The sequence below is a fragment of the Nostoc sp. DedQUE02 genome, from assembly GCF_034531035.1.
Taxonomy (GTDB): Bacteria; Cyanobacteriota; Cyanobacteriia; order Cyanobacteriales; family Nostocaceae; genus Nostoc.
In genome coordinates, this window is record NZ_JAVRBY020000023.1 from 63,592 (window position 1) to 85,369 (window position 21,778).

Here is a 21,778-nt window from a genome sequence, read left to right on the forward strand (position 1 = left end):
ATCTGGCGTAATTTTGTTTAATTTATATGAATAAAAATTCTTAAATAAGAACAGGATCTTGTACAGATTCTAACAATGAATTTGACCGCCACATCCTTTGTCCAGCGCTGGTGAGATTTTCATAGTTAATTTCAGTTAAACAAACCAATTCATCCCCTAACCTATAGCCAGGATTTTTCTCCTCAAAAAACTGGATATGGGGATTAGTCTGTCGTCCTGATGGAATTTCAATCAACCCTTCCCGTAAAATTTGGGGATGCGGAAACTGGACAATACCAGCTGCTTCTTGGTATAAGCTACCATAATATTGCTGTGCCAAATTACCCATTAAATTCTTGACATCAGCAGGTGTTGTGACATCATAACGAGGATAAAAATCTTGCCAAAAAGTAGGAAGAAAACGATAAGTGCGAAAACCAGAGCAAATTAGCAACCAGTAAAGTTTATTTTCTGCATAGTGTTGACGCAGAAAATTGATGGCGGCAATCCAACTACGTGGTAGTGTTGTACTCGACCAAGCACTAGGATCAACAATAGTGTCGCCGGAATATACAACACTAATTTTTTCTCCCAAAAAAGTTTTTTGACATAACATCAGAGTTGAAAAGCCTTTGAGTGTGTTCGTTGTTTCATCTCTCAACAATAAAACCCAGTTTTTGCGTTCTAAATCAATTTGAAAGCCATCCCAGGTTATACCTTTAAAGTGATTTTGCAACAACGCATACATGGCGGTGCGATCGCTTGCTTGCAATTTTTCAACAGGAATCAGCAAACTCTTCATTATTTGTAAATTACTTAAATTTGATTTGTATTATATTTAATTAAAACTTTATCGACTATTCTGGTAAATTTACGGTGTAATGTGACAGATTCCAGAATGGTTATCTACGCTACAATTCTCTATTCACATCTTGCACCTTTTGAATCAGAGTTGATGGAAATCCCCCACTCTACAAAATAATTAAGATGTATTTAGATTGAGAAACAAAACGCAACATTACCAAAGCTTTTGTTGGGTTAGGCGATCGCTAATCTAACCTACTATTCTACACCCTTATTTTTTGACCACCGAGACGGTTTTAGCTGATTTACATACTCCATATATTCAGCTAATGGCCGATCAATACTAAGGAGCAATTTCGGATTAAAGCGAATATTGTCGTAAATCTTGCCATCTTCATCTCTGAGCATATAGTAAGCCAAGCGCGTACAGAATAACAAAAACTGGCTTAAGAGATATCCCACAATACCTTGACGTTTTTCAGTTACATAAATCGGTTGAATTATCGTTTTTCCAGGTGAAATTGGAGTATAAGCATATATCATATACAGTGGCGGAAAAAGCCTGACATCTTTCATCATTGTTAACAAACCAATGCAACCATGAGCATAACGCATTGAATATTGATATGTAGAACCAAGAAATCTTTGACCTAACTTTTCTCTCCAAGTGGTTTGAGGGAATTGTCCCCGCATTGTAAAGTCTATTTGTGTGCCTAATTCGCTGCGATGTAGCGACAGATCCATTTTGATATCTAAATGATGAATTGTTTTTAAATGTTGAGCATCAATCCCATTCATCATACAAATATGGTGATGGCAACTTCTGGCAAATGCAATATCAGCTTGTGCAACAATTTCTTTTCCCTTCAACTCATCAAAATCAGCCACTCCTTCCGATGCTTTAGCATCAGGATAAATCCAGATAAATCCATACTTTTCCTCTATTGCATAAACTTGTAACTTAGCTTGAGTAGGAATTTCTGATTGACAGGGAATATTTTGACAAATTCCTGTTTCATCAAATGCCCAATGATGAAATGTACAACGAATCCAATTACCATCAACCTTCCCAATTCCTAAATCTGTCCCCAAATGAGGACAATAAGCATCCAAAGCCCGTACTTGCCCATCTTCACCTCTAAAAATGGCAATTTTTTGACCGCATACTTCTGCAGATTTTGCTGTTTTTTTAGGGATTTCATGACTATGACAGGCAATATACCAACCCTTAGCAATCACATCCCAATTATTGAATACTTTCATAATTTTTTGATAGATAATTATTTAATATTTCTTGTCGTTGGCGAATATCATCTCGATATTTACCCGTCAAAATCCTAAATAACATTTTACCTAAACAATAAGATGCCCGCCAAGAAAATACAGCATCTTGTAAATCAATATGGCTACGCTCAAATAAAAAATGTCCAGTTAATCCCAGAAATTGAGTTAACGGTAAGCCCAAAAGTAACCAAAATTTTTGCAATTTCCAAGTAGAAAAGAGTAAACTGTAAAAAAAGAATATTCCTAGAATGTGTAGACTAATATTAATTGGATGTTGATGTTTAAGAATAAAAATATCCCAATAGTCTGTAAAAGGATGCTCCAAAATTTGATTATTAATCCGATTTCTTACCTTTTGTTTAGGATTATAGTTGATCTCACTCATGAAAAGATGTGAGTTTCCTCAGATATCGTATGGGCTTGTCGTCTTACAAACAATGGTTCAAGACTACTGTCTTCAAAAGCTGATGACAATCAAGACTGATTTATTGAGTCTGCTGCCTACATTAATAAGGATGATCTAGCTTGCATTTTGATTCAGTGATTTGTTATACCCCCGCTTGATTGGGAGTCTTACCAGTCTATCCTTGTGTTCCGTTTGTTTTCTTTGTAAATCGTTAAATATAGCTTGCAAATCATATTGAAATGATTGAGCGTAATCTTCTCTGTACTTGTGAATTTCTTCAACTATTTCGTTTTTGTACATGATTAAGTCTCCTGATTATATCCTATGAGTTCATAAGGTGTACAAATAACTGGTAAAACATATCCAAGTTCAGAGCTAATTTGTGATAACTTGCGCTGGATTTGGGCATTTGCCATATGTTTGCAGTTCCATGTTAGCAGATAGTCCAAGCCATACACTGTTGCCAATGCTATATGCAGAGCATCGTTTGATGCTTTTGGTGGGAGATTACTTTGCCTGAGGAATGCTTGGGCAAGCTCTAGAGCCTCTTCTGTTAGTTCAAGGAGCATCAAGGATTGTAACATACTCAACCTTTGAGATGCGATCGCTGGATCTCCCTTAGCTGCTTCATCCTCAACAATTTCTGAAGCATAGAGAATGAATAAACTACGATTTTCATTCCACCAGTCTTGTGTGATCTTGATGTTGGCAGCAAGAATGAGGTTGTCTGTTGCTCTGGCGGTCAAATGACCTAAGATCCTGGTTTCAATGTAGATGCTTTCCTTTACGGCAACTTATAATTCCTTTTGATCCAAACTATCTCCTTAATTTATACTATTGATGGTTTTAGCCTCCCAGATAAACTAAAACAATCATACTTATCAGCTAGTAATATAATTTATACCTTAATAGTCATTGTCAGCTACACAAATACCTTTACATTTAATACCGTTCGTAGCAGTGCGCTGACAATGAGGACATAGAACTTTTTCATTTTCTGTATCTTTATTTATGTTTATACTACTGCTTGCCTGTAGCTTGTCTTTTTCTGTCTGTAGTTTTTCACTCATAAGAATCGAGAAATTATTCGCTGTTTAAATTTTATAAGTTATTGAGAAGTGATTATCTGTGAGGCACAATTACTGAATAAAGCGATCGCTCCACCCACCGTAGGTATCACTCTCATAAAAACAGTGCGTTATGTTTCGTTAACGTAGCGTACAGGAAAAGCGATCGCACTGGGAATTATCCTTGTCTACAACCCTGATAAGTAGGCAAAAACTTCTTGCTGCCAATAATTTATCCGGTTTTCTCGTGTTGGTGATTTACCGATTAGTTTACGCCAAGCACCATTTGCTGCACCACTAGGATGGGGAAACTCACGGTGTTTAACTTCTAATTTTATACTTCTAATGGCGCTACTTGCTTCTTGTCCCCAGGTAATGACCGCAAGTGGTTCAAAAATTTCTAACTCTGTCTTCAGAACTTGAATGAAGCGACTACGATCTTTCTTACTCAGAGGAATACCGCGATCGCAATTAGCCTCACTGACCCATACCTTGAAAATGTCTGTAAGGTAAACTCGGTATCCTGCATCTAGTAAGACTTTGATCAAATCAAAATACAGTCTTGTATTACGCAACTTCTCACGACAACTTTTTGAGTGTAAAGCATAGGGTGTTGCAATCCTAATTTGCTCTACTCTTTCATTACTTGTTCTTAAAGGATCTTGTCCAAGGATAACAACTGTTTTCTTGTTTGAAATATTATTGTTCTTTTCAAGGAGACTGGGAATATCTACTCCAATAACGAAAGCGTCTTCGTAGCATTTCTGAAAACTTTCATCGTGAGAGTGAAAAATATTTCTGGGAAGCCTCCGATCGTCGGGATAGCCCTCTAATTCCAATTCTTGCTGCATCACCTCATAAAGAGCTTGTAGTTGACCTTGTGAAATATCCAGAACTTTAGATAACTCCTTATGCAAGGCTTCAAATTCGTTGGCTTTAAACTGGGAAAACAAGTAATTTGACATATTGCTTCAGTATCAATTGAATTGTTGATTCAGGCAATGTTAGCCACAGGTGCAACTCCTCAAGATATTGGCCAAGTCATTGCTGATGTGAAATAAAAGCAATTCAATCTTAAACTCTTAGAAACTTCCAAATAAAAAATGTCTCAAAACTGACCCAATAACCTTCTCTATTTCTCCTCTCTCTGTGTTCTCTGTGCCTCTGTGGTTCGTTTATTTGGATAATTTATTTCTTGGAAGTCTCTCAACCTTTCCTTTGCGCCTCTACCTGAGATACTTCAACAAGGAAACAGAACCGTTAGCAACCTTTCACCCTCCAAGCGCGATCGCTCCCCCCGAAAAACAACCCGAACTCCATTAATATAAACAGCTTGCACAATCTCATCCGAACCGCGCTTAACCATCCGAGGTTCACCATCTAAAACGGGATCTGATATCTGCACCTGTGGGCTAATTGGCTGATTTAAAGCATTGGGATCGAGTTAGTGCGAGTGCCGTAGGCGTAGCCCGTCGTAGATATTGCAGCAGGCATTGCTCTACAGATAGCGATCGATTCACACATCGCAAAATTATGTCACCAAATCTTGACATCATTGCTATCGCTTAACATCGAAGAAGATGGTAATGTTATGAAAAGCTGACATCACGATCCCGGAAGGGCTGATAAATTCGTGAAATAGTCAAAAAACCTAGTGATTACCCCTTGATCCCTAGATATGCTTAGTGGTTAATATTGACTTAACAAACAGGACTCCTCCGATCCCAAAGAAATGCTAATTTTGGCATGATCAGGAATTGAAAGGATGTTACCTCAATTTAAAAACAGATTAAAAAACTTAAAAACTGGGCAAAACCAGGAGTCAGGATAAAAAATTCATCTGGAGTGGATGACATTTTATATAGCATTCTTTAGCCAGGGGAAATCATTTACCGCTTAAACTACTGGAGGCCAAATTAATGGCAAAAGAACGCCCGCCACTAGAGGAGATGACCTTACGCCAACTACGCAAAGTTGCTAGCGAATACAGTATCTCTCGCTATAGCCGAATGCGTAAATCACAACTGCTGACATCAATACAAGAAGTCCAGCGCAGCAAAACTTTACTCAGTCCATCTCGTTCATTGGAGGCACAAGAAACCGTGGAAGCTGCAAAGTTTGAATTAGGTCAGGAAGATCGTACTGGTGGATCTTTGGCTGATGTTGATGAAGGACTGGCAGATTTGCCATCTGGCTATGGTGAAAGCCGGATTGTACTCTTACCGCGCGATCCTCAGTGGGCTTACACTTACTGGGATGTTCCCAATGAACACAAAGAGGAACTGCGCCGCCAAGGCGGACAACAACTGGCACTACGGATTTATGATGTCACCGACATTAATATAGAATACCAAAGCCCCCACAGCATTCAAGAATATCCTGCTGATGAACTAGCTAGAGAATGGTATCTACCGGTTCCAGTTAGCGATCGCGATTATGTGATCGATATCGGCTATCGTGCTGCTGATGGTCGCTGGTTAGTACTAGCTCGTTCTGCTAGAGTACACATTCCTCCCGTCTATCCTTCTGACTGGATTGAGGATGTCTTCATCACTGTCAACTTTGAAGAAGATTTACGTGGAAAAACTCAGTACGAAATAGTTCCCCCTGCTAAGAAGGTTCCAGCTACCGCCAATAACGGTAATGCTGTTGTAAATGGTAACGGCAACCCCATCTACGACGAAATATTTGGTTTAGCAGAATCTGCCGAAGCGCTACGCGTTGCTGGTTCAATCTTCGGTTCTCAGCATCAAGTACCAAGTTCAGCGCGTCCCGAACAAGCTCTCAGTTCCTACATTTTCCCATCTGGTGTGGGTCTGTGGGCATCTGGTTTAACCGCTTCCGGTGCAGGAATGTCAGGTGTTGGCTTCTCGGCTTCCGCCGTACCAGTGCGTCCGCGCCAGTTCTGGTTAATTGCCGATGCTGAGTTGATAGTCTACGGTGCAACCGAACCCGATGCTACCGTAACCATTGGCGGCCGTCCAATTAAGCTGAATCCAGATGGAACATTCCGCTTCCAGATGTCCTTCCAAGATGGTTTAATTGACTATCCGATTTTGGCTGTAGCTGCTGATGGTGAGCAAACCCGGTCAATTCAGATGAAATTTAACCGTGAGACACCATCTCGAAATACTAACACCAAAGAAGAAGCTGTTTTAGAATGGTTTTCCTAAGTTTTGGTTTTCAGATTAACTCCAAACTGAAATTTTAAATTATTCCCCGCTATAGTAATTCTGTAGCGGTTTTTTTGCATTATATGTCTACAAAAAAATTATTTTTGTTATTTATCTTGGTAATTGGTGCAAGCTTTTTATCAGGTTGTCAACAGATTAAAGCAAATTCAGCCCCAAAAGCATCTAAAACTTGTCCTGGCAAAGATGCTAATTTCAGTATTGATTTTTTTAAAACCAATAATCAAGGTAGAAAAAATCCCAGAGGTATTAACAATGTGATTATTTTTAATCCTAAATCAGCAGAATTAGATTTCAAAGTAAATGTTGGTCTATCTCATAAACTCTACGCCAAAGATAGTAGAGGGAAACTGCGTAAAGAATATGTACCAAAACAGTTTCATGAACTCATCGCTGATGAAAATGCCAAATTAAACAAAGAACTACCCATTGCCGCAATTAATGCTGACTATATAGGTACTGATAATAAACCACAAGGCTTAAATATTTCTCGTGGCGTAGAGTATTCGGGAGCATTTAAAAATAAGCGTTCTTCCTTTGGAATATCAGGAGGTACACCCAACCAGCGACAGGCTACGATCCAAGCAGGCAGAAGAAAAAACGATATTCTCAATTACAATTTAGTCGGTGGTAATGGCAGATTTTACCGTCAGGGTCAGTTTAAAGATATTTGTCAAGATCTGGGAGAATTTGCTTGTAAAAATGCGACTAATCGCTCTCTGGCAGCTATCACTAATCAAGGCTATGTAATCCTATTAGTGAATGATTTGAAAGCTAATTCAAATATTGAATTATCTCAAGTTAATCAAGAGTTACTGCCAGATATGTTTGATCATGTCCTAGAAGGCATTGCGAGCAATAACTGTTTAGGTAAGATTCAAGAAGGGATTTTATTTGATGGAGGTATGTCTCCAGGATTGTATTACAACCAGAAAATTTATGTAGAAAACCTTGGGCCGATTGGTTCAGTTTTTTTGATTTACAAAAAATAAAATAGTTATGATTGCCACAATCAAGCCGAGCTAAGAGGATGGCTTAGATAGCAAAGAATTTTGAATCTTTCAGTTGTTACACCCAAGTGGGTGAGAAATAATTCAGCCACTTGGGTGAGCCAGATGTGCGAGGTTACATTTTGTAAAAAAAGAGATTCTAGTACTAGAGAACATTGATTTTACTTAACTCTAGGGAGAATAATTCTATGAAACTTACAAAATTAGCTGCCTCTTTCCTTGCTGTTGCTTCCATTGTCTTCTCAGCAGGCATTGCATCTGCTCAAACAGCAGGTACTAACGGTAACTACATCGGTGCTGGTGTTGCTGTTGGTGCAACCAGTGGCGGACAAGGAAACGATGAAGCACAAATTGGTGGTAATATTCAAGGACGATACGCCGTTCCCAATGCCCCTGTTTCACTGCGGGGTTCGGTGCTGTATGGTGGTGATGCTGCTGCAATTATGCCCATAGTAACTTACGATGCGCCCATTGCCAAAAATACTAACGTTTACTTCGGTGGCGGTTATTCCTTTGTAACTGACGAAGGTCAAAAAACCCCATTGGGTAATCAGAATTCACCTGTAGTTACCCTTGGTATTGAATCAGAAGTTAGCAACAATGTCATTGCCTACGGCGATACTAAATGGGGTATTGATGCCTACAGAAATAGTGATGCTGATGCCGTCAGCTTCCAAGCCGGATTAGGCTATCGTTTCTAGTGATTACAAGCTAGAAAACGGCTTATTCGGAAACTAAAGCAATGATGTTTACCAGCCGTAATAGTAATTCATTCTTTCACGCCTAAATATTGATATTTAGGCGTGAATCATTTTTAGTGATGATTTTGATAAAAAATGATATTGGCTAGTATTGATACTTTCTCTTAAAGTGAAATGAGTAATCGGGAATATACGTATAAGATATTACTCATGAAAAAGATTAATCCCATTCCAGAAATAGTTGGTGAAACAACTGACGTAGAATCTTGGCTAATTCGAGCGGGGCTAAGATTTTCCGACTTAGGTGACGATCCTGCAAGTATTGCCATCCGTAAGCAATGGCGAGAGTACCAAGCCGCAGTTCACAGATGCTGTGTAATTTTACATCAGCCACCATCACGTGTTCAACTAAGTGGCGACTATGCCAGCCTGAGAATACCTGGTGGTGCGTCAACCAATTGTGCGATCGCCTGTCGAGTCGTCCCAAATCCTTAGACTAATAATCCTGTTGCACGCCGCCCACCACTGGCTTAACTTCTGAAAATGGATCGGTACCGCCACCCCAGTTAAAATCACTAATTCGGATGCTGATGCCACCTAATTGCAGTACGGGATTGTAACGCAAGACCAGACCATAAGTACGACGGCTATATTCCAAAATGTAGTCGGTGCTAGTTTCTTTGCCAGTATCCAAGTTAACAGATGTTTGAAAGCCTAAGCGAAAAGGGCCGTAGATTTGTTGTGATATTCCAGCGCTCAAAACTTTGTTATCAACGGAACGGTCAAACAAAAAGGGTGATAATCCGCTATTTAAGCCTTGAGAGAAACTGATATTAAAGGCGGTATAGTCAAAAAAAGGTCGAGAAAAATGACCAATTTGCCCTAGTAAACCAACTGTAGCAGTTAAGGTGCTTTGGTTATCACCATTGCTGTAATAACTGGTAGTGCCTGTGAGTCCAGCAGTCGCTTGCAAGTAAGGAACTACAGGGTTAGCCGTGTATCGTAATCCCTGACTGGCAGTGGCTGGTAATGGTTTTCCTTGCCACAGCAACACCCCAGTACTGAGGGCAGCGCTGGCTTGTAAACGACCTAGTGAGATGCGATCATTTTCCCGCACTGGTTCTAGTAAGTCTTGGCGATCGGTGTTGGCATCAATATATTGGGCACTTCCCTGATAGCTGAGGTTGATGCCACTTTTTCCTAAAGGAATCACAGGAGAGGTAATAATCCCGCCAAAACTGCTCTGGACAGTTTGAAAACCCAGAGTACCGTTGTAGAGACGATCGCGGTAGTTATATTGCACATTCAATGTGTGGGGAAGGGAAGTCCCTAATATCTGGGTTAATCCTAAATTCACCCGCAAATTGTCTTCCACCTTGTCCAAGTTAAAACTAGTTAACTCCCCTCTTCCCCGAACTACCGTCCGTGGACTCAAAATAGAATTTATGTTGGTCTTTACAGCAAATAGTCCAGCTAAATCACTTGTGCCTTCTTGCACACCTTTCTGTACTAACAACTGGGGAGTGATCGTCCAGCTAGTATTGTCTGTAGTGAGTACTGGAAAGCCACGCTCAATATACAAACCACCCCGCTTATCTCCATCATAGCCGAGGGAGACTATTGCAGGTGTAACATCGCGTTCGCGGCGGTCAATAGTCCGCTCATTTAGCGGAATTGGTAAGGAGACTGTTTGATCTAATACCAAACGCTGCTTCTGTGTCCTGATCCGGTCTACCAAGGGTGATTCTCGTGTCAGAGTTACTGTATTTGCACGCAACTCTAGTTCTGGGGGCGAAAAAGGATCGTTGGTGATGCGAACATCTCTTGCTTGCCAGCCTTGCGGATAGAAGTCAATGTGTTCAGCTTCAAACCTGAGCCGATTAACTGCACCTCCTGTTTTCGATATTGGGACGTTGCTAGCATTTGCCTGACCACCAAATGCCAAATCAATTCCTCCAGGGCTGCTTACACCGGAAACTGGCTGATTAGCTCTAATGCGATCGCTTGGCGGGCGTTTTGGAACTCCACCAGCAGTTATATCGGTGGGTAAAAAAGCAAAATCTGTTTGAGTTGATGGTACGAAAATTTCTCCTCTACCATTTTCCAGTTCCCCACTATCTTGAACAAAGTTATAGGTAAAGCGTTGTCCACGCAGTATCTGATCGCCCCGTGTTAAAGTTACGTTGCCTTCCCCCGCAGCGATCAAGTTGTCCAAATTGACTTGCAAGCGATCGGCATCCACTACCGCCCCATCAAATCGCACAATTACATTACCTACGGCTGTTATAATGCGCTGTTGCTCGTTATACTCTTGCCGATCTGAAGTGACTTCCACAATTCTTGGACTGGCTGGCGGGGTGGTAGCTGGCGTAGATGGTTGAGCTTGTGGCTGATTAGTAGTGTTTACCTGTGGTGTAGGCGTTGGTACTTGAGCTTGTTGCTGGGCTTGGGACTTGAATTCTACAGTGATGGGCACTGAGAGTTGGTTGGTCGGGTTACGAGACTTGAATGTTATAAAATTTTGTACTGATTGAGAACTCGCTACAAGATCAGCAGCAGATACAGAGATATTGTCTTTTTTTGGAGACTGTTGTGCAGTAATATCACGTTGCTGTTTTTGTTGGGTTAACTTCTCAGTTAAAATTTCTGCTTTGGATTTGACTAACTTGTTGCTATTTGTGAAAGTTGGGGCAATTTGAAGAGAACGCGGGGATTGGGCGACAAGGGGGCTTGGAGAAACTTTATAGCTAAAGCTAGAAGAGTCCAAAAAGGTTTGTTTTTCTCCACCACTATTTGGATCTAGCGTAGACGCAAAGCGGCTTGTCGTCAGCGATCGCTCACCGGCTTTTTCAGAACCTTCACCTTTTGCATCTAGGTTGGAAGCCTCAGATCCAACTTTTCTTGGCAACGTCGCGGCTTGTCTTTGCATCTCCCGTTTACGCAGCGCCGACATTAAAAGAAGTTCCGAGCGCTTGATGCCGCCACTCGGACTTGTCTTTGTGTCTTTTTTATTTTGGTCATTAGAGGTTGTAACCTCCTGCGTGGGATAACCAACGACCAATGGTTGCCCCAAAAGCCCAGCAGTTGTAGAACCGGTGAGTGGGGAACTTTCTGGTGGAAAGGTTTCTGGTGAATGAGTTACAGAGGAAGTTTCAGCAATTACCAAGTCATTTTGAGTTGAGTTGATCGCAGTTGGCAAAGAAAGATCACTTTTGGTGTTGCCCGTAATTGTCAACTGAGCTAAAACCTTGGGCTGCTTGGAATTATCTGTTTTTTCGTGTATTCCAGTATCTACACCTGAAAGAAACTTGGTATGACTAGCAGATGAGGCGGGATTTACAGTTTGTAAAGATTCAAGGATAGGAGGCGGATCGGGTGGCAGAACTGGATGAAGCATAAATGAGCAAAATCGGGCTAACAAACAGCCAAATGACGAACGGAAGGATAAACATACATTTTGCCTTCCGACTGTCGCCTTCTGCTACCTACAGCAAGCTACCTGGAGTAAGAAACTTACTAACTTGCGCTTAGTAAGTTTCCGTGGCGTTTAGTATTTTCCGCCTTCCAAAGTCGCGGATGATTTATCGCCCTTTTACTCTAAGTCCCGGCGGCCGGGGTTACGAGCTGGATCGTTCGACAAAAATCCGAAGATGAAGATAGTTACGAAGAAGGCAACAACAATATAAACAGCGATTTTTAAAGTCAGCATAGAAATATCTCCAACGGGTAAAACAAAGAAAGCTTTTCTTTCAGGATCTGCGAGGCAGAAAAGATAGCTACTTTATATTACCCAAATCTCGTCCCTTTTTTAGAGGACTCTGGGGACTGGGGATTAGGGATTGGATACTAGCAGTCTCTACCCTAGAGTTATTGAGAATGTTGCAAGTTTGTCAGTTGTCTGACTTTTAGATGATCCTGAGAAATAACTCAGAGACTACTGGCTGTTGTGACGTTGACTAACGCCAAAGGTTTCCCAAACAAGCGAACAGGTTGCAGGGGATAATTACCATACCCAATCCCCAATTCCCTAATTCCCTATTTCTCAGCTTGAACTTTTGCGATATCTTTGCCAATTCGGCTTTTGATGACTCGTGCAGGTATGCCTACAGCAACAGAAAAAGCAGGAATATCCTTATTAACAACTGCTCCCGCACCAATAACACTACCTTTGCCGATAGTAACGCCATCTAATACTGTAACTCCATGTCCTAGCCAGCAATCATCCTCAATCACAATTCCCTTGCGAGTAACACCCTGGTATTTAATTGGCTCCATCGGATTGGCAAAATTATGATTATTGGCATATATCCCTGAATAGGCAGCAATCAAGCAGTGTTTACCAATTTTAATGTCTCCTGGCCCTTCAATAGACACATTGGGAGCAATGAAAGTGTCTTCATCAATATGTATACACGTATCTTCCAAAGACCCGATATCAACGTTACGCTCAATAGCGACTCTATTTCCTAGATGAATTCTATTATTTTTGTGCCCTCTAGCATCCATCCGCACACCCTTGAAAATATAGACTCCACTGCCTATCTCAATACAAGAAGTACCGTTAAATTCAACACCATTTTGAATATACACTGGGCTGCCTATCTGGGCAAAAATACTACCATATCCCCAATTACGCAACTTCGGCCCTAGAAGAAGTGTTGGAATATCTCCTAACACCGTAGTCACTAAAAGTTCTTGCGCGCGCTGCAATTTTGAAAAATATTGCTCGTTCTGCATGGCTACATATCTCTTCAATCAATTGTTGTTGACAGTGTTGAAAGTTGTTTTGGCTATATCCTAATCTTCTGCCAATCAAATATATTCTGTATGTATTAATACATAAACATCCTGGCGTGATTACCAAAATTTCCCAATATTTTTAGATGGTTTTTCAAATGTTGAAAAACCAGAGTCTAGCTTTGACTCTCTGAGCAATTCTTCAAGTTAGATCTATAGAATCACTCAAATATGCACAATTGCGTTAAGTAGCTAGTACAGTATGGCGTAAATAAAACTACCATCTCAAAACTACTTGTTCTAAGCAAATTGTTAAAGATTGGCAAACTTACGTCACATTGTACTAGAAGCTTTTTTACTATATGTACGTAAAAATTTTGCTTCTTTTTCACCAAATTAATTAACAAAACAATTTCAGTGCATCGTCAAATCAAAACTTAGACTATTAAATTATCTAATGGGAAAATTTGCTGATTTAGATAAGCAACTTTTTTGGTTATCCGGCAAATTTGAAAAGCTTGTTCCCAAAACTGTGCTGAGTAAGAATAGCAATAATTGCACGGGCTAAATACCCTGCTAACAGCACTACTGAAGCAACTAGGGATAGTGTTGTTTGCTTTGAAGCTACTTACTCTCCAGCAGCTTTAGTCTTTTGAAACAACTCAGTTTCACAAGCTATTTTGCAACAAAAAATACATTTAACTAGACTATATTCAAAGTTTAGATAAAATTTCTGCCTAGCATGACAATGTAATTATTGTTGGATTTTTCTGGGTAATTTTTCCCAAATAAAATCCAATTATGGTGGATTATCTCCCACATCAGCCATCACATTGAAGTTAACCATCGGTGCAAACAAGTAAGCGCTTCCCCGACTGCTATGACGGCTTTCTTGCAACGAATTTCTAGAGTATGCTGCTCCAATCATGTTGCACACGGATGATTTACAGACTAACCAGTTCACGTTGGTAATTACATGAATGGTTTTTAATAACAATTGTTTTTAACGATAACACATTTTATTTTTAGTGGAACACTTTCAAGAAATAAGTTGATTTCTAAGTTGCTTGTGATCTAATGATGGAAATCAGTTAACTTTTTTACTGGAGCGATGCCTATGGCGGGTCAAGTCTACGCTACTCTAAAATAAGTTTATACACTTAGATAAAATTACTCAGAAATAGAGAGTTAAAAAATGCTGTAAGCGGTTATTTAAAATTGCTCTCTATATTTCTACCGTTCCATATCTAAGTAATTTTATAATTGGGTGCTAAATTCATAATGATATTTACTATACTTGTGATAGCCTCTTCGTTAAAAAGCCAAAGTAGCTCAAAATATTCTTCTTTTCCATATACTGATATCTAAAAATTTGTAAATCACCCATTCGGGTGAGCCAAGGGGGTGATGCGTACTTGGCACTACTTATTATAAATTTTATTCAAAGAAAGCTAAAAGGTAGCTTAGTTTCGAGGATAAATCCCCAAAAAAATATCAAATTGCCCAAATCAAGGTATCGGTTTTAACTCACACACTTGGTTCAAATTATGGCTTTAATTAAAGAAATTGTACAAGAAGCTCTAACTATCGGCTATCTGAGTGTTGTAGCCGAAGATCAACTGCGATCGCAGCTTCAAAGTAATTATGACTCAGAAGACTTAGATGCCTGGATCATTTTACAGCGAGCTATTGCAGCAGGCGATGTAAAACTTGAGTCGCGCCGACAAAAAGCTTCGCTCTCTCCTAAAGCCAAGGACGCTTCATCAAGTATTAAACTTGCTTATCAAATGGCAGCCGAACTCGCTTATGCAGCAGCTGTAGCTCTGACAATGACAAAAAATACTAAAGATCAGCCTTCATTAGGTGCATAAAGTAACAGCCTACTAAGTTATTTTGCTGGTTTAGTATCCAAAATTAATACCAAGTAGTTAGCGTCAGCGTAGCCCGCCGCAGGCACCGCTTTCTTGGTTAACTACTTGGTACGATTTTCATCCGACTGTTTTGTGACGCTGCTTCTTGGCGATCACAATTTTATTAAAAAATAATTAAGAATTTAACTTTCCTAGATACAACTATGGGGAATTTTTACCCTCAGCCAAGACCCTAGAATTGATCCCCGGAAGCAATACTAAAATAAATATAAATTATTTATTCAAAACGAGATTTTTTTAACTGCTCTAGTGCCAGTAAATGATTAAATTTTAATATACCAAGTACATGGCTGAGAGTAAGGCATAGAATTAGAAACACCTTGGTGTAAACTTTAGCAACGAGGTTAAAAAGAATTCTCAATGCTTAACAAAGTCATCGCTTTTTCACAAACTACTGTATAAAGAATTGGCAACATTGGTAAAGAGAGTCAACAATAACCATAGCTAAACTTGGAGTTTTGCCAACTTATGCAGCCAATTCGCACATTTAACGTATCCCCTTCACTACCGCCGCGACTTGAACCACTACGGCGGCTGGCATATAACTTGCACTGGGATTGGAACGTTGACACTAAAGATTTATTTCGTCGCTTAGACTCAGACCTGTGGGAGTCTAGCCATCATAACCCAGTGTTAATGTTGGGTACTATCTCTCAATCGCGGCTTCTGGAAGTTGTCGAAGATGAAGGTTTTCTGGCGCAAATGGATCGAGCTGACCGTCAGTTAGACGATTATTTGCAAGAGCGTACCTGGTATCAGAAACAACGAGAGCAGAAACCAAAAGAATGCTACGCCTATTTTTCGGCGGAATTTGGACTTGTAGATTGTTTGCCCGTCTATTCTGGGGGCTTGGGCGTACTGGCGGGGGATCACCTCAAATCTGCCAGTGACTTGGGGCTACCGCTTGTCGGTGTAGGTTTACTGTATCAGCAAGGCTATTTTGCCCAGTATTTGAATGCTGATGGCTGGCAGCAAGAACGCTACCTGATGAACGATTTCTACAATATGCCCTTGCACCTAGAGCGCAATCCTGATGGTTCAGAATTGCGAATTGCGGTGGATTATCCAGGACGCAAGGTGTATGCCAGAGTTTGGCGCGTACAGGTAGGAACGGTTCCCCTGTATTTGATGGACACCAACATTGAACCCAACAACACTTACGACCACGACATCACAGATCAGCTTTACGGTGGCGACATCGATATGCGTATCCACCAGGAAATCATGCTGGGGATCGGTGGTGTGCAAATGCTCAAAGCTTTGGGACTGAAAGTCACCGCTTACCACATGAATGAAGGCCACGCCGCCTTCTCTGCCCTAGAACGCATCCGCTTGCTGATTCAGGAAGAGGGGCTGAATTATGCCCAAGCTAAACAGGTGGTGGCTTCTAGCAATATCTTTACTACCCACACACCAGTACCAGCAGGGATTGACTTGTTCGCTCCCGACAAAATGCTGTACTACCTGGGCTACTTTGCAGAGATATTTGGGTTGCCCAAAGAGCAATTTTTAGGACTGGGGCGCGAGAATACAGGCGATTTATCTGGGCCTTTCAGTATGGCGGTGCTGGCGCTGAAAATGGCAACATTTTCTAACGGTGTCGCCCAACTACATGGTGTAGTGTCGCGGCAAATGTTCCAAGGCTTGTGGAAGAATGTGCCAGTAGAAGAAGTGCCGATCGCCGCAATTACCAACGGTGTCCATGCTCGGAGTTGTGTGGCGAAATCGACTCAAGAATTATACGATCGCTACCTCGGCCCAAATTGGTCATCAGCACCACCAGATAGCCCATTGTGGGATCGGATGGACGCTATTCCCGATGAGGAATTGTGGCGCAATCACGAACGCTGCCGCTTGGATATGATTTTGTATGTGCGGGAGCATTTGGTCAAGCATTTAACCGATCGCGGCGCTTCGGCTTCCGAAATTACCCAAGCCCAAGAAGTGTTAGATCCTTACGCTTTTACCATTGGCTTTGCCCGTCGCTTTGCCACCTACAAACGTGCCACCCTCTGGATGCGTGATTTGGATCGGATTAAGCGGCTTTTACTGGCTAACAAAGATCGGAAAGTGCAATTCGTAATCGCTGGTAAGGCACATCCTAAGGATATTCCCGGTAAAGAACTCATCCGCGAGATCAATCACTTTATCCGCGAACAACATTTAGAAAAACAGGTAGTGTTCGTTCCCAATTACGACATTTACATATCCCGGTTGATGGTTGCAGGCTGCGATATCTGGTTAAATACACCGCGTCGTCCACGGGAAGCCTCTGGTACTAGCGGGATGAAAGCGGCAATGAATGGCTTGCCAAATTTAAGTGTGCTAGATGGCTGGTGGGATGAAGCTGATTATGTCCGCACAGGTTGGGCCATTGGACATGGAGAGAATTACGACGATCCTAACTACCAGGATGAAGTGGAAGCAAATGCTCTCTACGAGTTATTAGAGAAGGATGTTGTACCACTATTTTACGATCACCGAGATACTGATGGCTTGCCCCGTCCGTGGGTTGCCAAAATGAAGGATGCAATTCGGTTGAATTGTCCCTTCTTTAATACAGCGCGGATGGTGGGAGAATACGCACAAAGAGCTTATTTCCCGGCTAGCGATCGCTATCATACCCTGACTGTTGATAACTATGCCCCAGCTAAAGAACTAGCTGCTTGGAAAGAAAAATTGGGCGAACACTGGTTCAACATCAGAATCAAAGATGTTGACGTATCGGCAGCTTCAGACATTGAAGTTAACCAAACCGTTGCTGTCAAAGCTAAGGTTGACTTGGCAACTTTGACCAATGATGATGTGCAGGTAGAATTATATCAAGGTGCGATCGATGCCAATGGTGAGATTGTCAACGCTGTGCCAGTGGTGATGGATTACCAAGGGGAAGATGGACAGCAATTGAGTATTTACACTGGTAATATCATCTATACCGCTTCTGGTTTACAAGGCTTGTCTTTGCGTGTATTGCCGAAAAATCAAAATCTGGCTAATCCCTATGAACCAAGGTTGATTGCTTGGGCAGAATAAAACTAGTGAGTAGTTATTAAATACTCAAGATGAGGCGTTGCTGAATTTAAGTTTAGCAACGCCTTTTATTGTGTGATATCATGTCCGCCAAATTACCTATAATAAAAAACCCCACCCCCAACCCCTCCCCGCTTTTCGGGAAGGGAGTTAAAGCGCAGCTTTTGCAGGGTGGGGTTCCGGGTATGCTTATTTGCCGGGACATCAATATGATGTAATCACGGCACAAAAATAATTATTGCTAGAATCATCAAGAATTACAAGAGCATATTTGAAAAGTCCTTTTGTCGGTAAAAAAACGTTCTAGATCCCTCTAAATCTCACTTAAAAAGGATTTTAATTCCGGTTTACCCTTAAAAAAGGGGGTTAGGGGGATCTTTATACAACTTGATACTTTTCAAACAACTTCTAAGAAAAATGCGATTTGACTAAGATATAGGTTTTTTTAGAAAGCTGAGAAATCTAAACTTTGCCGAAAAGAGATCGTTATTTCATTCAATACAGCCATATCAATTAAAAAAGCATCATGTCCGTGGGTTGACTTCAGCCACGCCAGTTGAGCATTTGGGATTAAATTTGCTAATTCTTGTTGTTCTACTGGAGGATAGAGAATGTCTGAATCAATGCCGACAACTAAAGTCGGTTGTTGGATGCTTTGTAAAACAGATTCGTAATCTGATAAATTGGGACTTGTGCGATCGCGTGCAACATCATGGCGATCCATTGCGTGGGTGAGAGTAATGTAAGTGTTGGCATCAAATCGTTCTGTTAGCTTTTGACCCTGATGCTGTAAATAGCTGGCTATAGTAAACTGCTCAGATGTATCATACTGCCGGCCAAAGCGGCTTGTAAAACTATCCCAAGAACGGTAAGTAGACATTGCCATCATCCGCGCCACTGCTAATCCTTGATTTGGGGGCGTATCCAGCGTGTAGTTCCCTCCTTGCCAGTTGGGATCGGCATAAATTGCTTGTCTTTGGGCTTCACTTAATCCAATACACCAAGCCGAATGTCTGCCAGAAACGGCAATAGGTGCGATCGCTTTCGTCTTTTCTGGATATAATAACGCCCATTCCAGTGCTTGCATTCCACCGAGTGAACCGCCAATTACTAATCGCAGAGATTGAACACCCAGGTATTCTAGTAGTATAGCTTGCAGGTCAACCATATCTCGGATTGTAATCTTAGGGAAGGATACACCGTAAGGGTTTCCTGTTATGGGATTGATAGTAGTTGGCCCAGTTGTACCGTAACAACTTCCCAAGATATTGCTGCACACAATAAAATCGTGTTCTGAATTGAAAGCTTTCCCGGAACCAAACAAAGGCTCCCACCAATCATCAGCATCAGCCGAACCAGTTAAGGCATGACAAATCAGTACCCCATTATCGCCTTGAGCATTTAACTCTCCCCAGGTACGATAAGCAACCTGAACCCCAGTTAATGTTTCACCACCTTCAAGTTGAAAAGGCACTGTAAGCTGGTAAAACTGGGTTTGCGGTGAAATGAAGCCTGAGTAAATCATATTTATCGGGGAGTGGGGAGTGGGGAGGCAGGGGAGTAGGGGAGGCAGGGGGAGCAGGGGAAGCAGGGGAGGCAGGGGGAGCAGAGGAATAATAACTAATTATTGACCAATGCCCCATACTCCATGCCCAATCCCCAATCCCCATACCCCATGCCCCATCCCCAATCCCCAATCTTCCATTCCCAATTAAAAACTAAATCCTAACTTGCCGAAATGCCTGCTGGAAATCTTCTTTGATATCGTCGATATGTTCAATTCCCACTGATACTCGCACCAAATCGGGTTTTACACCTGCTGAAACCTGTTCGTCATCACTTAGCTGTTGATGGGTTGTAGAGGCGGGATGAATAACGAGAGTTTTCGCATCACCAACATTTGCTAAATGACTCGCTAGTTTCACATGATTAATAAAAGCTCTACCTGCCTCTAGTCCACCTTTGATGCCAAAGTTTAAAACTCCTCCAAACCCATGCCGGAGATATTTCTTCGCTCGTTCATGATCGGGGTGATTGGGAAGTCCAGGGTAATTAACCCAAGATACTTGTTCTTGTTGCTCTAACCAGTGAGCCAATTCTAGGGCATTGCTTACATGCCGATCTACACGTAGAGAAAGTGTCTCTAATCCTTGCAATAACAGAAAGGCGTTAAATGGACTCAAGGATGGGCCAAAATCCCGTAACCCCTCGACTCTGGCACGGATAATAAAAGCAATATTACCAAAGGAACCGCTAGGCCCAAACACTTCTTGAAAATTCAGCCCATGATAGCCGGGTGCTGGCTCAGTAAATAGGGGAAATTTGCCGTTACCCCAGTCAAATTTACCCGAATCGACAATTACGCCCCCAATGGAAGTACCATGTCCACCAATCCATTTAGTTGCAGACTCTACTACGATATCTGCGCCATGTTCAATTGGTCGAGCTAAATACCCACCAGCACCGAAGGTATTATCCACAATTAAAGGAATGCCGTTTTCGTGGGCAATGTGAGCTAAAGCGGCAAAGTCGGGAATGTTGAATTGCGGATTGCCAATGGTTTCAACGTATAACGCTTTGGTGCGATCGTCGATCGCCTGACGGAAACTTTCTGGCTGATCTCCCTCAACAAACTTGACGTTAATACCTAATCGTGGTAGGGCTACTTTAAACTGGTTATATGTTCCCCCATACAAAAAACTAGTGGAAACAATATTATCCCCAGCTTGAGCGATGGTGCTGATTGCCAAGAATTGTGCCGCCTGACCACTAGCGGTTGCTAATGCTGCTACACCCCCTTCTAAGGCAGCAATCCGCTTTTCAAAAACATCCGTCGTCGGGTTCATGATGCGGGTGTAAATGTTGCCAAATTCCTGGAGAGCAAATAACCGCGCTCCGTGGTCGGCGTCGTCAAAAACGTAGGAAGTCGTTTGGTAAATCGGTACAGCACGAGCATTAGTTCCAGGAGCCGGCTCTTGTCCCGCATGAACTTGCAGGGTTTCAAAACGATATTGTTCAGACATTAGCAGTTATTTGAGTTTCCAATTATACAACTAAGTAATAATACGAGTTGAGCATTATACATTATATTGGATTAATCAACGGTAATTTGGAAGGATTACCGTATTTTAACTGGTCACGCCTAAGATTATCCATCTTTAGCACAACAAATTGGGAATGGGGAATGGGAATTAAAGGCACTGCTACGTTGCCTTTGAATCTAAAACCTTTTCTGAAAAAGTAATTTTAGCAAATGTGGGCGAGAACTTGATTGGAAAACAAACAATCTTAATCCCCGCTTCGGGCGACATTTTCAGCTTTAGGCTAAGATTGATCGTTAGTTTTTCACGTTTACTACGTATGTCTCAAAACCACAACAGCAATTCCCGAAGATTGCCCAAAATGAGAACCATGATTTTCTCCATCTTCGGTGTCATAACTGTTTTAGTAGTAGCCTTTCCTTGGCTGTACGAAATTAAAACCAAGGCTGGGATTGACATATCACCTGGACGCCATGCTGGAACCTTTTTTGAAAAACATACCCGTGGACTTTTCAAGTGTGAGTGGCTTTATCCTTATCATTGCGATCGCCCCCAAAGTTAACTAGGGGAATTAAACTTCGCATGACTAAAAGCTAG

General features: G+C 41.5%; 19 protein-coding genes. 7 read left to right on the top strand and 12 right to left on the bottom strand.

Annotated elements, in window-relative coordinates; genetic code table 11:
• Positions 1 to 40: 40 nt before the first annotated feature.
• From RMX98_RS18540 to RMX98_RS18565, 6 genes are all read right to left on the bottom strand, one after another.
• Entirely contained in the window at positions 41 to 781 is a 741-nt protein-coding gene (locus tag RMX98_RS18540) for a hypothetical protein (RefSeq protein WP_322677092.1), read from the bottom strand.
• Positions 782 to 1,041: 260 nt separating this feature from the next.
• Positions 1,042 to 2,046 carry an aromatic ring-hydroxylating dioxygenase subunit alpha gene (locus RMX98_RS18545; RefSeq protein WP_322677093.1) on the bottom strand — a complete coding sequence of 335 codons (1,005 nt, stop codon included), beginning with the start codon at positions 2,044 to 2,046 and terminating at the stop codon, positions 1,042 to 1,044.
• Entirely contained in the window at positions 2,030 to 2,452 is a 423-nt protein-coding gene (locus RMX98_RS18550) for an Mpo1-like protein (protein ID WP_322677094.1), read from the bottom strand. Before RMX98_RS18550 ends, RMX98_RS18545 begins: the two co-directional genes overlap by 17 nt.
• Positions 2,453 to 2,775: 323 nt before the next feature.
• On the bottom strand, positions 2,776 to 3,219 hold the full coding sequence (locus tag RMX98_RS18555) for a type II toxin-antitoxin system VapC family toxin (protein WP_322677095.1): 444 nt from the start codon (positions 3,217 to 3,219) through the stop codon (positions 2,776 to 2,778).
• A 509-nt stretch (positions 3,220 to 3,728) separates the two neighbouring features.
• Positions 3,729 to 4,505, bottom strand: coding sequence for a uracil-DNA glycosylase (locus RMX98_RS18560; RefSeq protein ID WP_322677096.1), 777 nt, complete (start codon positions 4,503 to 4,505; stop codon positions 3,729 to 3,731).
• A gap of 275 nt (positions 4,506 to 4,780) precedes the next feature.
• A complete protein-coding gene (locus RMX98_RS18565; RefSeq protein WP_322677097.1) occupies positions 4,781 to 4,945 on the bottom strand; it encodes a hypothetical protein in 165 nt (54 codons plus the stop codon).
• A 514-nt stretch (positions 4,946 to 5,459) separates the two neighbouring features.
• On the opposite strand from RMX98_RS18565, the gene RMX98_RS18570 reads away from it, so the two are divergent.
• The 4 genes from RMX98_RS18570 to RMX98_RS18585 all read left to right on the top strand — a co-directional run bounded on the left by RMX98_RS18570 (position 5,460) and on the right by RMX98_RS18585 (position 8,937).
• Positions 5,460 to 6,713: a DUF4912 domain-containing protein gene (locus RMX98_RS18570; protein ID WP_322677098.1), complete on the top strand. Its 1,254-nt coding sequence runs from the start codon at positions 5,460 to 5,462 to the stop codon at positions 6,711 to 6,713.
• A gap of 83 nt (positions 6,714 to 6,796) precedes the next feature.
• A complete protein-coding gene (locus RMX98_RS18575; protein WP_322677099.1) occupies positions 6,797 to 7,723 on the top strand; it encodes a phosphodiester glycosidase family protein in 927 nt (308 codons plus the stop codon).
• 206 nt (positions 7,724 to 7,929) lie between these two features.
• The gene (locus tag RMX98_RS18580; protein ID WP_322677100.1) at positions 7,930 to 8,442 is read left to right on the top strand and encodes an outer membrane beta-barrel protein; all 513 of its coding nucleotides are present in this window, start codon (positions 7,930 to 7,932) and stop codon (positions 8,440 to 8,442) included.
• Positions 8,443 to 8,652: 210 nt separating this feature from the next.
• Entirely contained in the window at positions 8,653 to 8,937 is a 285-nt protein-coding gene (locus RMX98_RS18585) for a hypothetical protein (protein WP_322677101.1), read from the top strand.
• Between the two features lies 1 nt (position 8,938).
• Here the strand turns inward: RMX98_RS18585 and RMX98_RS18590 are convergent, their stop codons facing one another.
• The 4 genes from RMX98_RS18590 to RMX98_RS18605 form a co-directional block, all read right to left on the bottom strand.
• A complete protein-coding gene (locus RMX98_RS18590; RefSeq protein WP_322677102.1) occupies positions 8,939 to 11,839 on the bottom strand; it encodes a DUF3769 domain-containing protein in 2,901 nt (966 codons plus the stop codon).
• Between the two features lie 195 nt (positions 11,840 to 12,034).
• Positions 12,035 to 12,151: a photosystem II reaction center protein I gene (locus tag RMX98_RS18595; protein WP_041566417.1), complete on the bottom strand. Its 117-nt coding sequence runs from the start codon at positions 12,149 to 12,151 to the stop codon at positions 12,035 to 12,037.
• Positions 12,152 to 12,477: 326 nt separating this feature from the next.
• Positions 12,478 to 13,179 (bottom strand): acyltransferase, encoded by a 702-nt coding sequence (locus RMX98_RS18600; RefSeq protein ID WP_322677103.1) that lies wholly within the window; start codon positions 13,177 to 13,179, stop codon positions 12,478 to 12,480.
• Between the two features lie 799 nt (positions 13,180 to 13,978).
• A complete protein-coding gene (locus RMX98_RS18605; protein ID WP_322677128.1) occupies positions 13,979 to 14,176 on the bottom strand; it encodes a hypothetical protein in 198 nt (65 codons plus the stop codon).
• A gap of 550 nt (positions 14,177 to 14,726) precedes the next feature.
• Here RMX98_RS18605 and RMX98_RS18610 point away from each other — a divergent pair.
• Positions 14,727 to 15,050 (top strand): hypothetical protein, encoded by a 324-nt coding sequence (locus RMX98_RS18610; RefSeq protein WP_322677104.1) that lies wholly within the window; start codon positions 14,727 to 14,729, stop codon positions 15,048 to 15,050.
• 528 nt (positions 15,051 to 15,578) lie between these two features.
• Complete coding sequence (glgP, locus tag RMX98_RS18615; protein ID WP_322677105.1) at positions 15,579 to 18,143, top strand: alpha-glucan family phosphorylase; 2,565 nt, start codon at positions 15,579 to 15,581, stop codon at positions 18,141 to 18,143.
• 442 nt (positions 18,144 to 18,585) lie between these two features.
• Here glgP and metX read toward each other — a convergent pair whose 3' ends face one another.
• Both metX and RMX98_RS18625 read right to left on the bottom strand, forming a co-directional pair.
• Positions 18,586 to 19,665, bottom strand: coding sequence for a homoserine O-acetyltransferase MetX (gene metX, locus RMX98_RS18620; protein ID WP_322677106.1), 1,080 nt, complete (start codon positions 19,663 to 19,665; stop codon positions 18,586 to 18,588).
• A gap of 193 nt (positions 19,666 to 19,858) precedes the next feature.
• Positions 19,859 to 21,163: an O-acetylhomoserine aminocarboxypropyltransferase/cysteine synthase gene (locus RMX98_RS18625; protein WP_322677107.1), complete on the bottom strand. Its 1,305-nt coding sequence runs from the start codon at positions 21,161 to 21,163 to the stop codon at positions 19,859 to 19,861.
• A 379-nt stretch (positions 21,164 to 21,542) separates the two neighbouring features.
• Here RMX98_RS18625 and RMX98_RS18630 point away from each other — a divergent pair, with 379 nt between their 5' ends.
• Positions 21,543 to 21,743: a hypothetical protein gene (locus RMX98_RS18630; RefSeq protein ID WP_322677108.1), complete on the top strand. Its 201-nt coding sequence runs from the start codon at positions 21,543 to 21,545 to the stop codon at positions 21,741 to 21,743.
• Positions 21,744 to 21,778: the final 35 nt, after the last annotated feature.

Bases quoted from the DNA above. Each gene is read 5' to 3' on its own strand.
- RMX98_RS18540 (WP_322677092.1), bottom strand. From the start codon at position 781: ATGAAGAGTTTGCTGATTCCTGTTGAAAAATTGCAAGCAAGCGATCGC.
- RMX98_RS18545 (WP_322677093.1), bottom strand. From the start codon at position 2,046: ATGAAAGTATTCAATAATTGGGATGTGATTGCTAAGGGTTGGTATATT.
- RMX98_RS18550 (WP_322677094.1), bottom strand. From the start codon at position 2,452: ATGAGTGAGATCAACTATAATCCTAAACAAAAGGTAAGAAATCGGATT.
- RMX98_RS18560 (WP_322677096.1), bottom strand. From the start codon at position 4,505: ATGTCAAATTACTTGTTTTCCCAGTTTAAAGCCAACGAATTTGAAGCC.
- RMX98_RS18570 (WP_322677098.1), top strand. From the start codon at position 5,460: ATGGCAAAAGAACGCCCGCCACTAGAGGAGATGACCTTACGCCAACTA.
- RMX98_RS18575 (WP_322677099.1), top strand. From the start codon at position 6,797: ATGTCTACAAAAAAATTATTTTTGTTATTTATCTTGGTAATTGGTGCA.
- RMX98_RS18580 (WP_322677100.1), top strand. From the start codon at position 7,930: ATGAAACTTACAAAATTAGCTGCCTCTTTCCTTGCTGTTGCTTCCATT.
- RMX98_RS18585 (WP_322677101.1), top strand. From the start codon at position 8,653: ATGAAAAAGATTAATCCCATTCCAGAAATAGTTGGTGAAACAACTGAC.
- RMX98_RS18590 (WP_322677102.1), bottom strand. From the start codon at position 11,839: ATGCTTCATCCAGTTCTGCCACCCGATCCGCCTCCTATCCTTGAATCT.
- RMX98_RS18595 (WP_041566417.1), bottom strand. From the start codon at position 12,151: ATGCTGACTTTAAAAATCGCTGTTTATATTGTTGTTGCCTTCTTCGTA.
- RMX98_RS18600 (WP_322677103.1), bottom strand. From the start codon at position 13,179: ATGCAGAACGAGCAATATTTTTCAAAATTGCAGCGCGCGCAAGAACTT.
- RMX98_RS18610 (WP_322677104.1), top strand. From the start codon at position 14,727: ATGGCTTTAATTAAAGAAATTGTACAAGAAGCTCTAACTATCGGCTAT.
- glgP (WP_322677105.1), top strand. From the start codon at position 15,579: ATGCAGCCAATTCGCACATTTAACGTATCCCCTTCACTACCGCCGCGA.
- metX (WP_322677106.1), bottom strand. From the start codon at position 19,665: ATGATTTACTCAGGCTTCATTTCACCGCAAACCCAGTTTTACCAGCTT.
- RMX98_RS18625 (WP_322677107.1), bottom strand. From the start codon at position 21,163: ATGTCTGAACAATATCGTTTTGAAACCCTGCAAGTTCATGCGGGACAA.
- RMX98_RS18630 (WP_322677108.1), top strand. From the start codon at position 21,543: ATGAGAACCATGATTTTCTCCATCTTCGGTGTCATAACTGTTTTAGTA.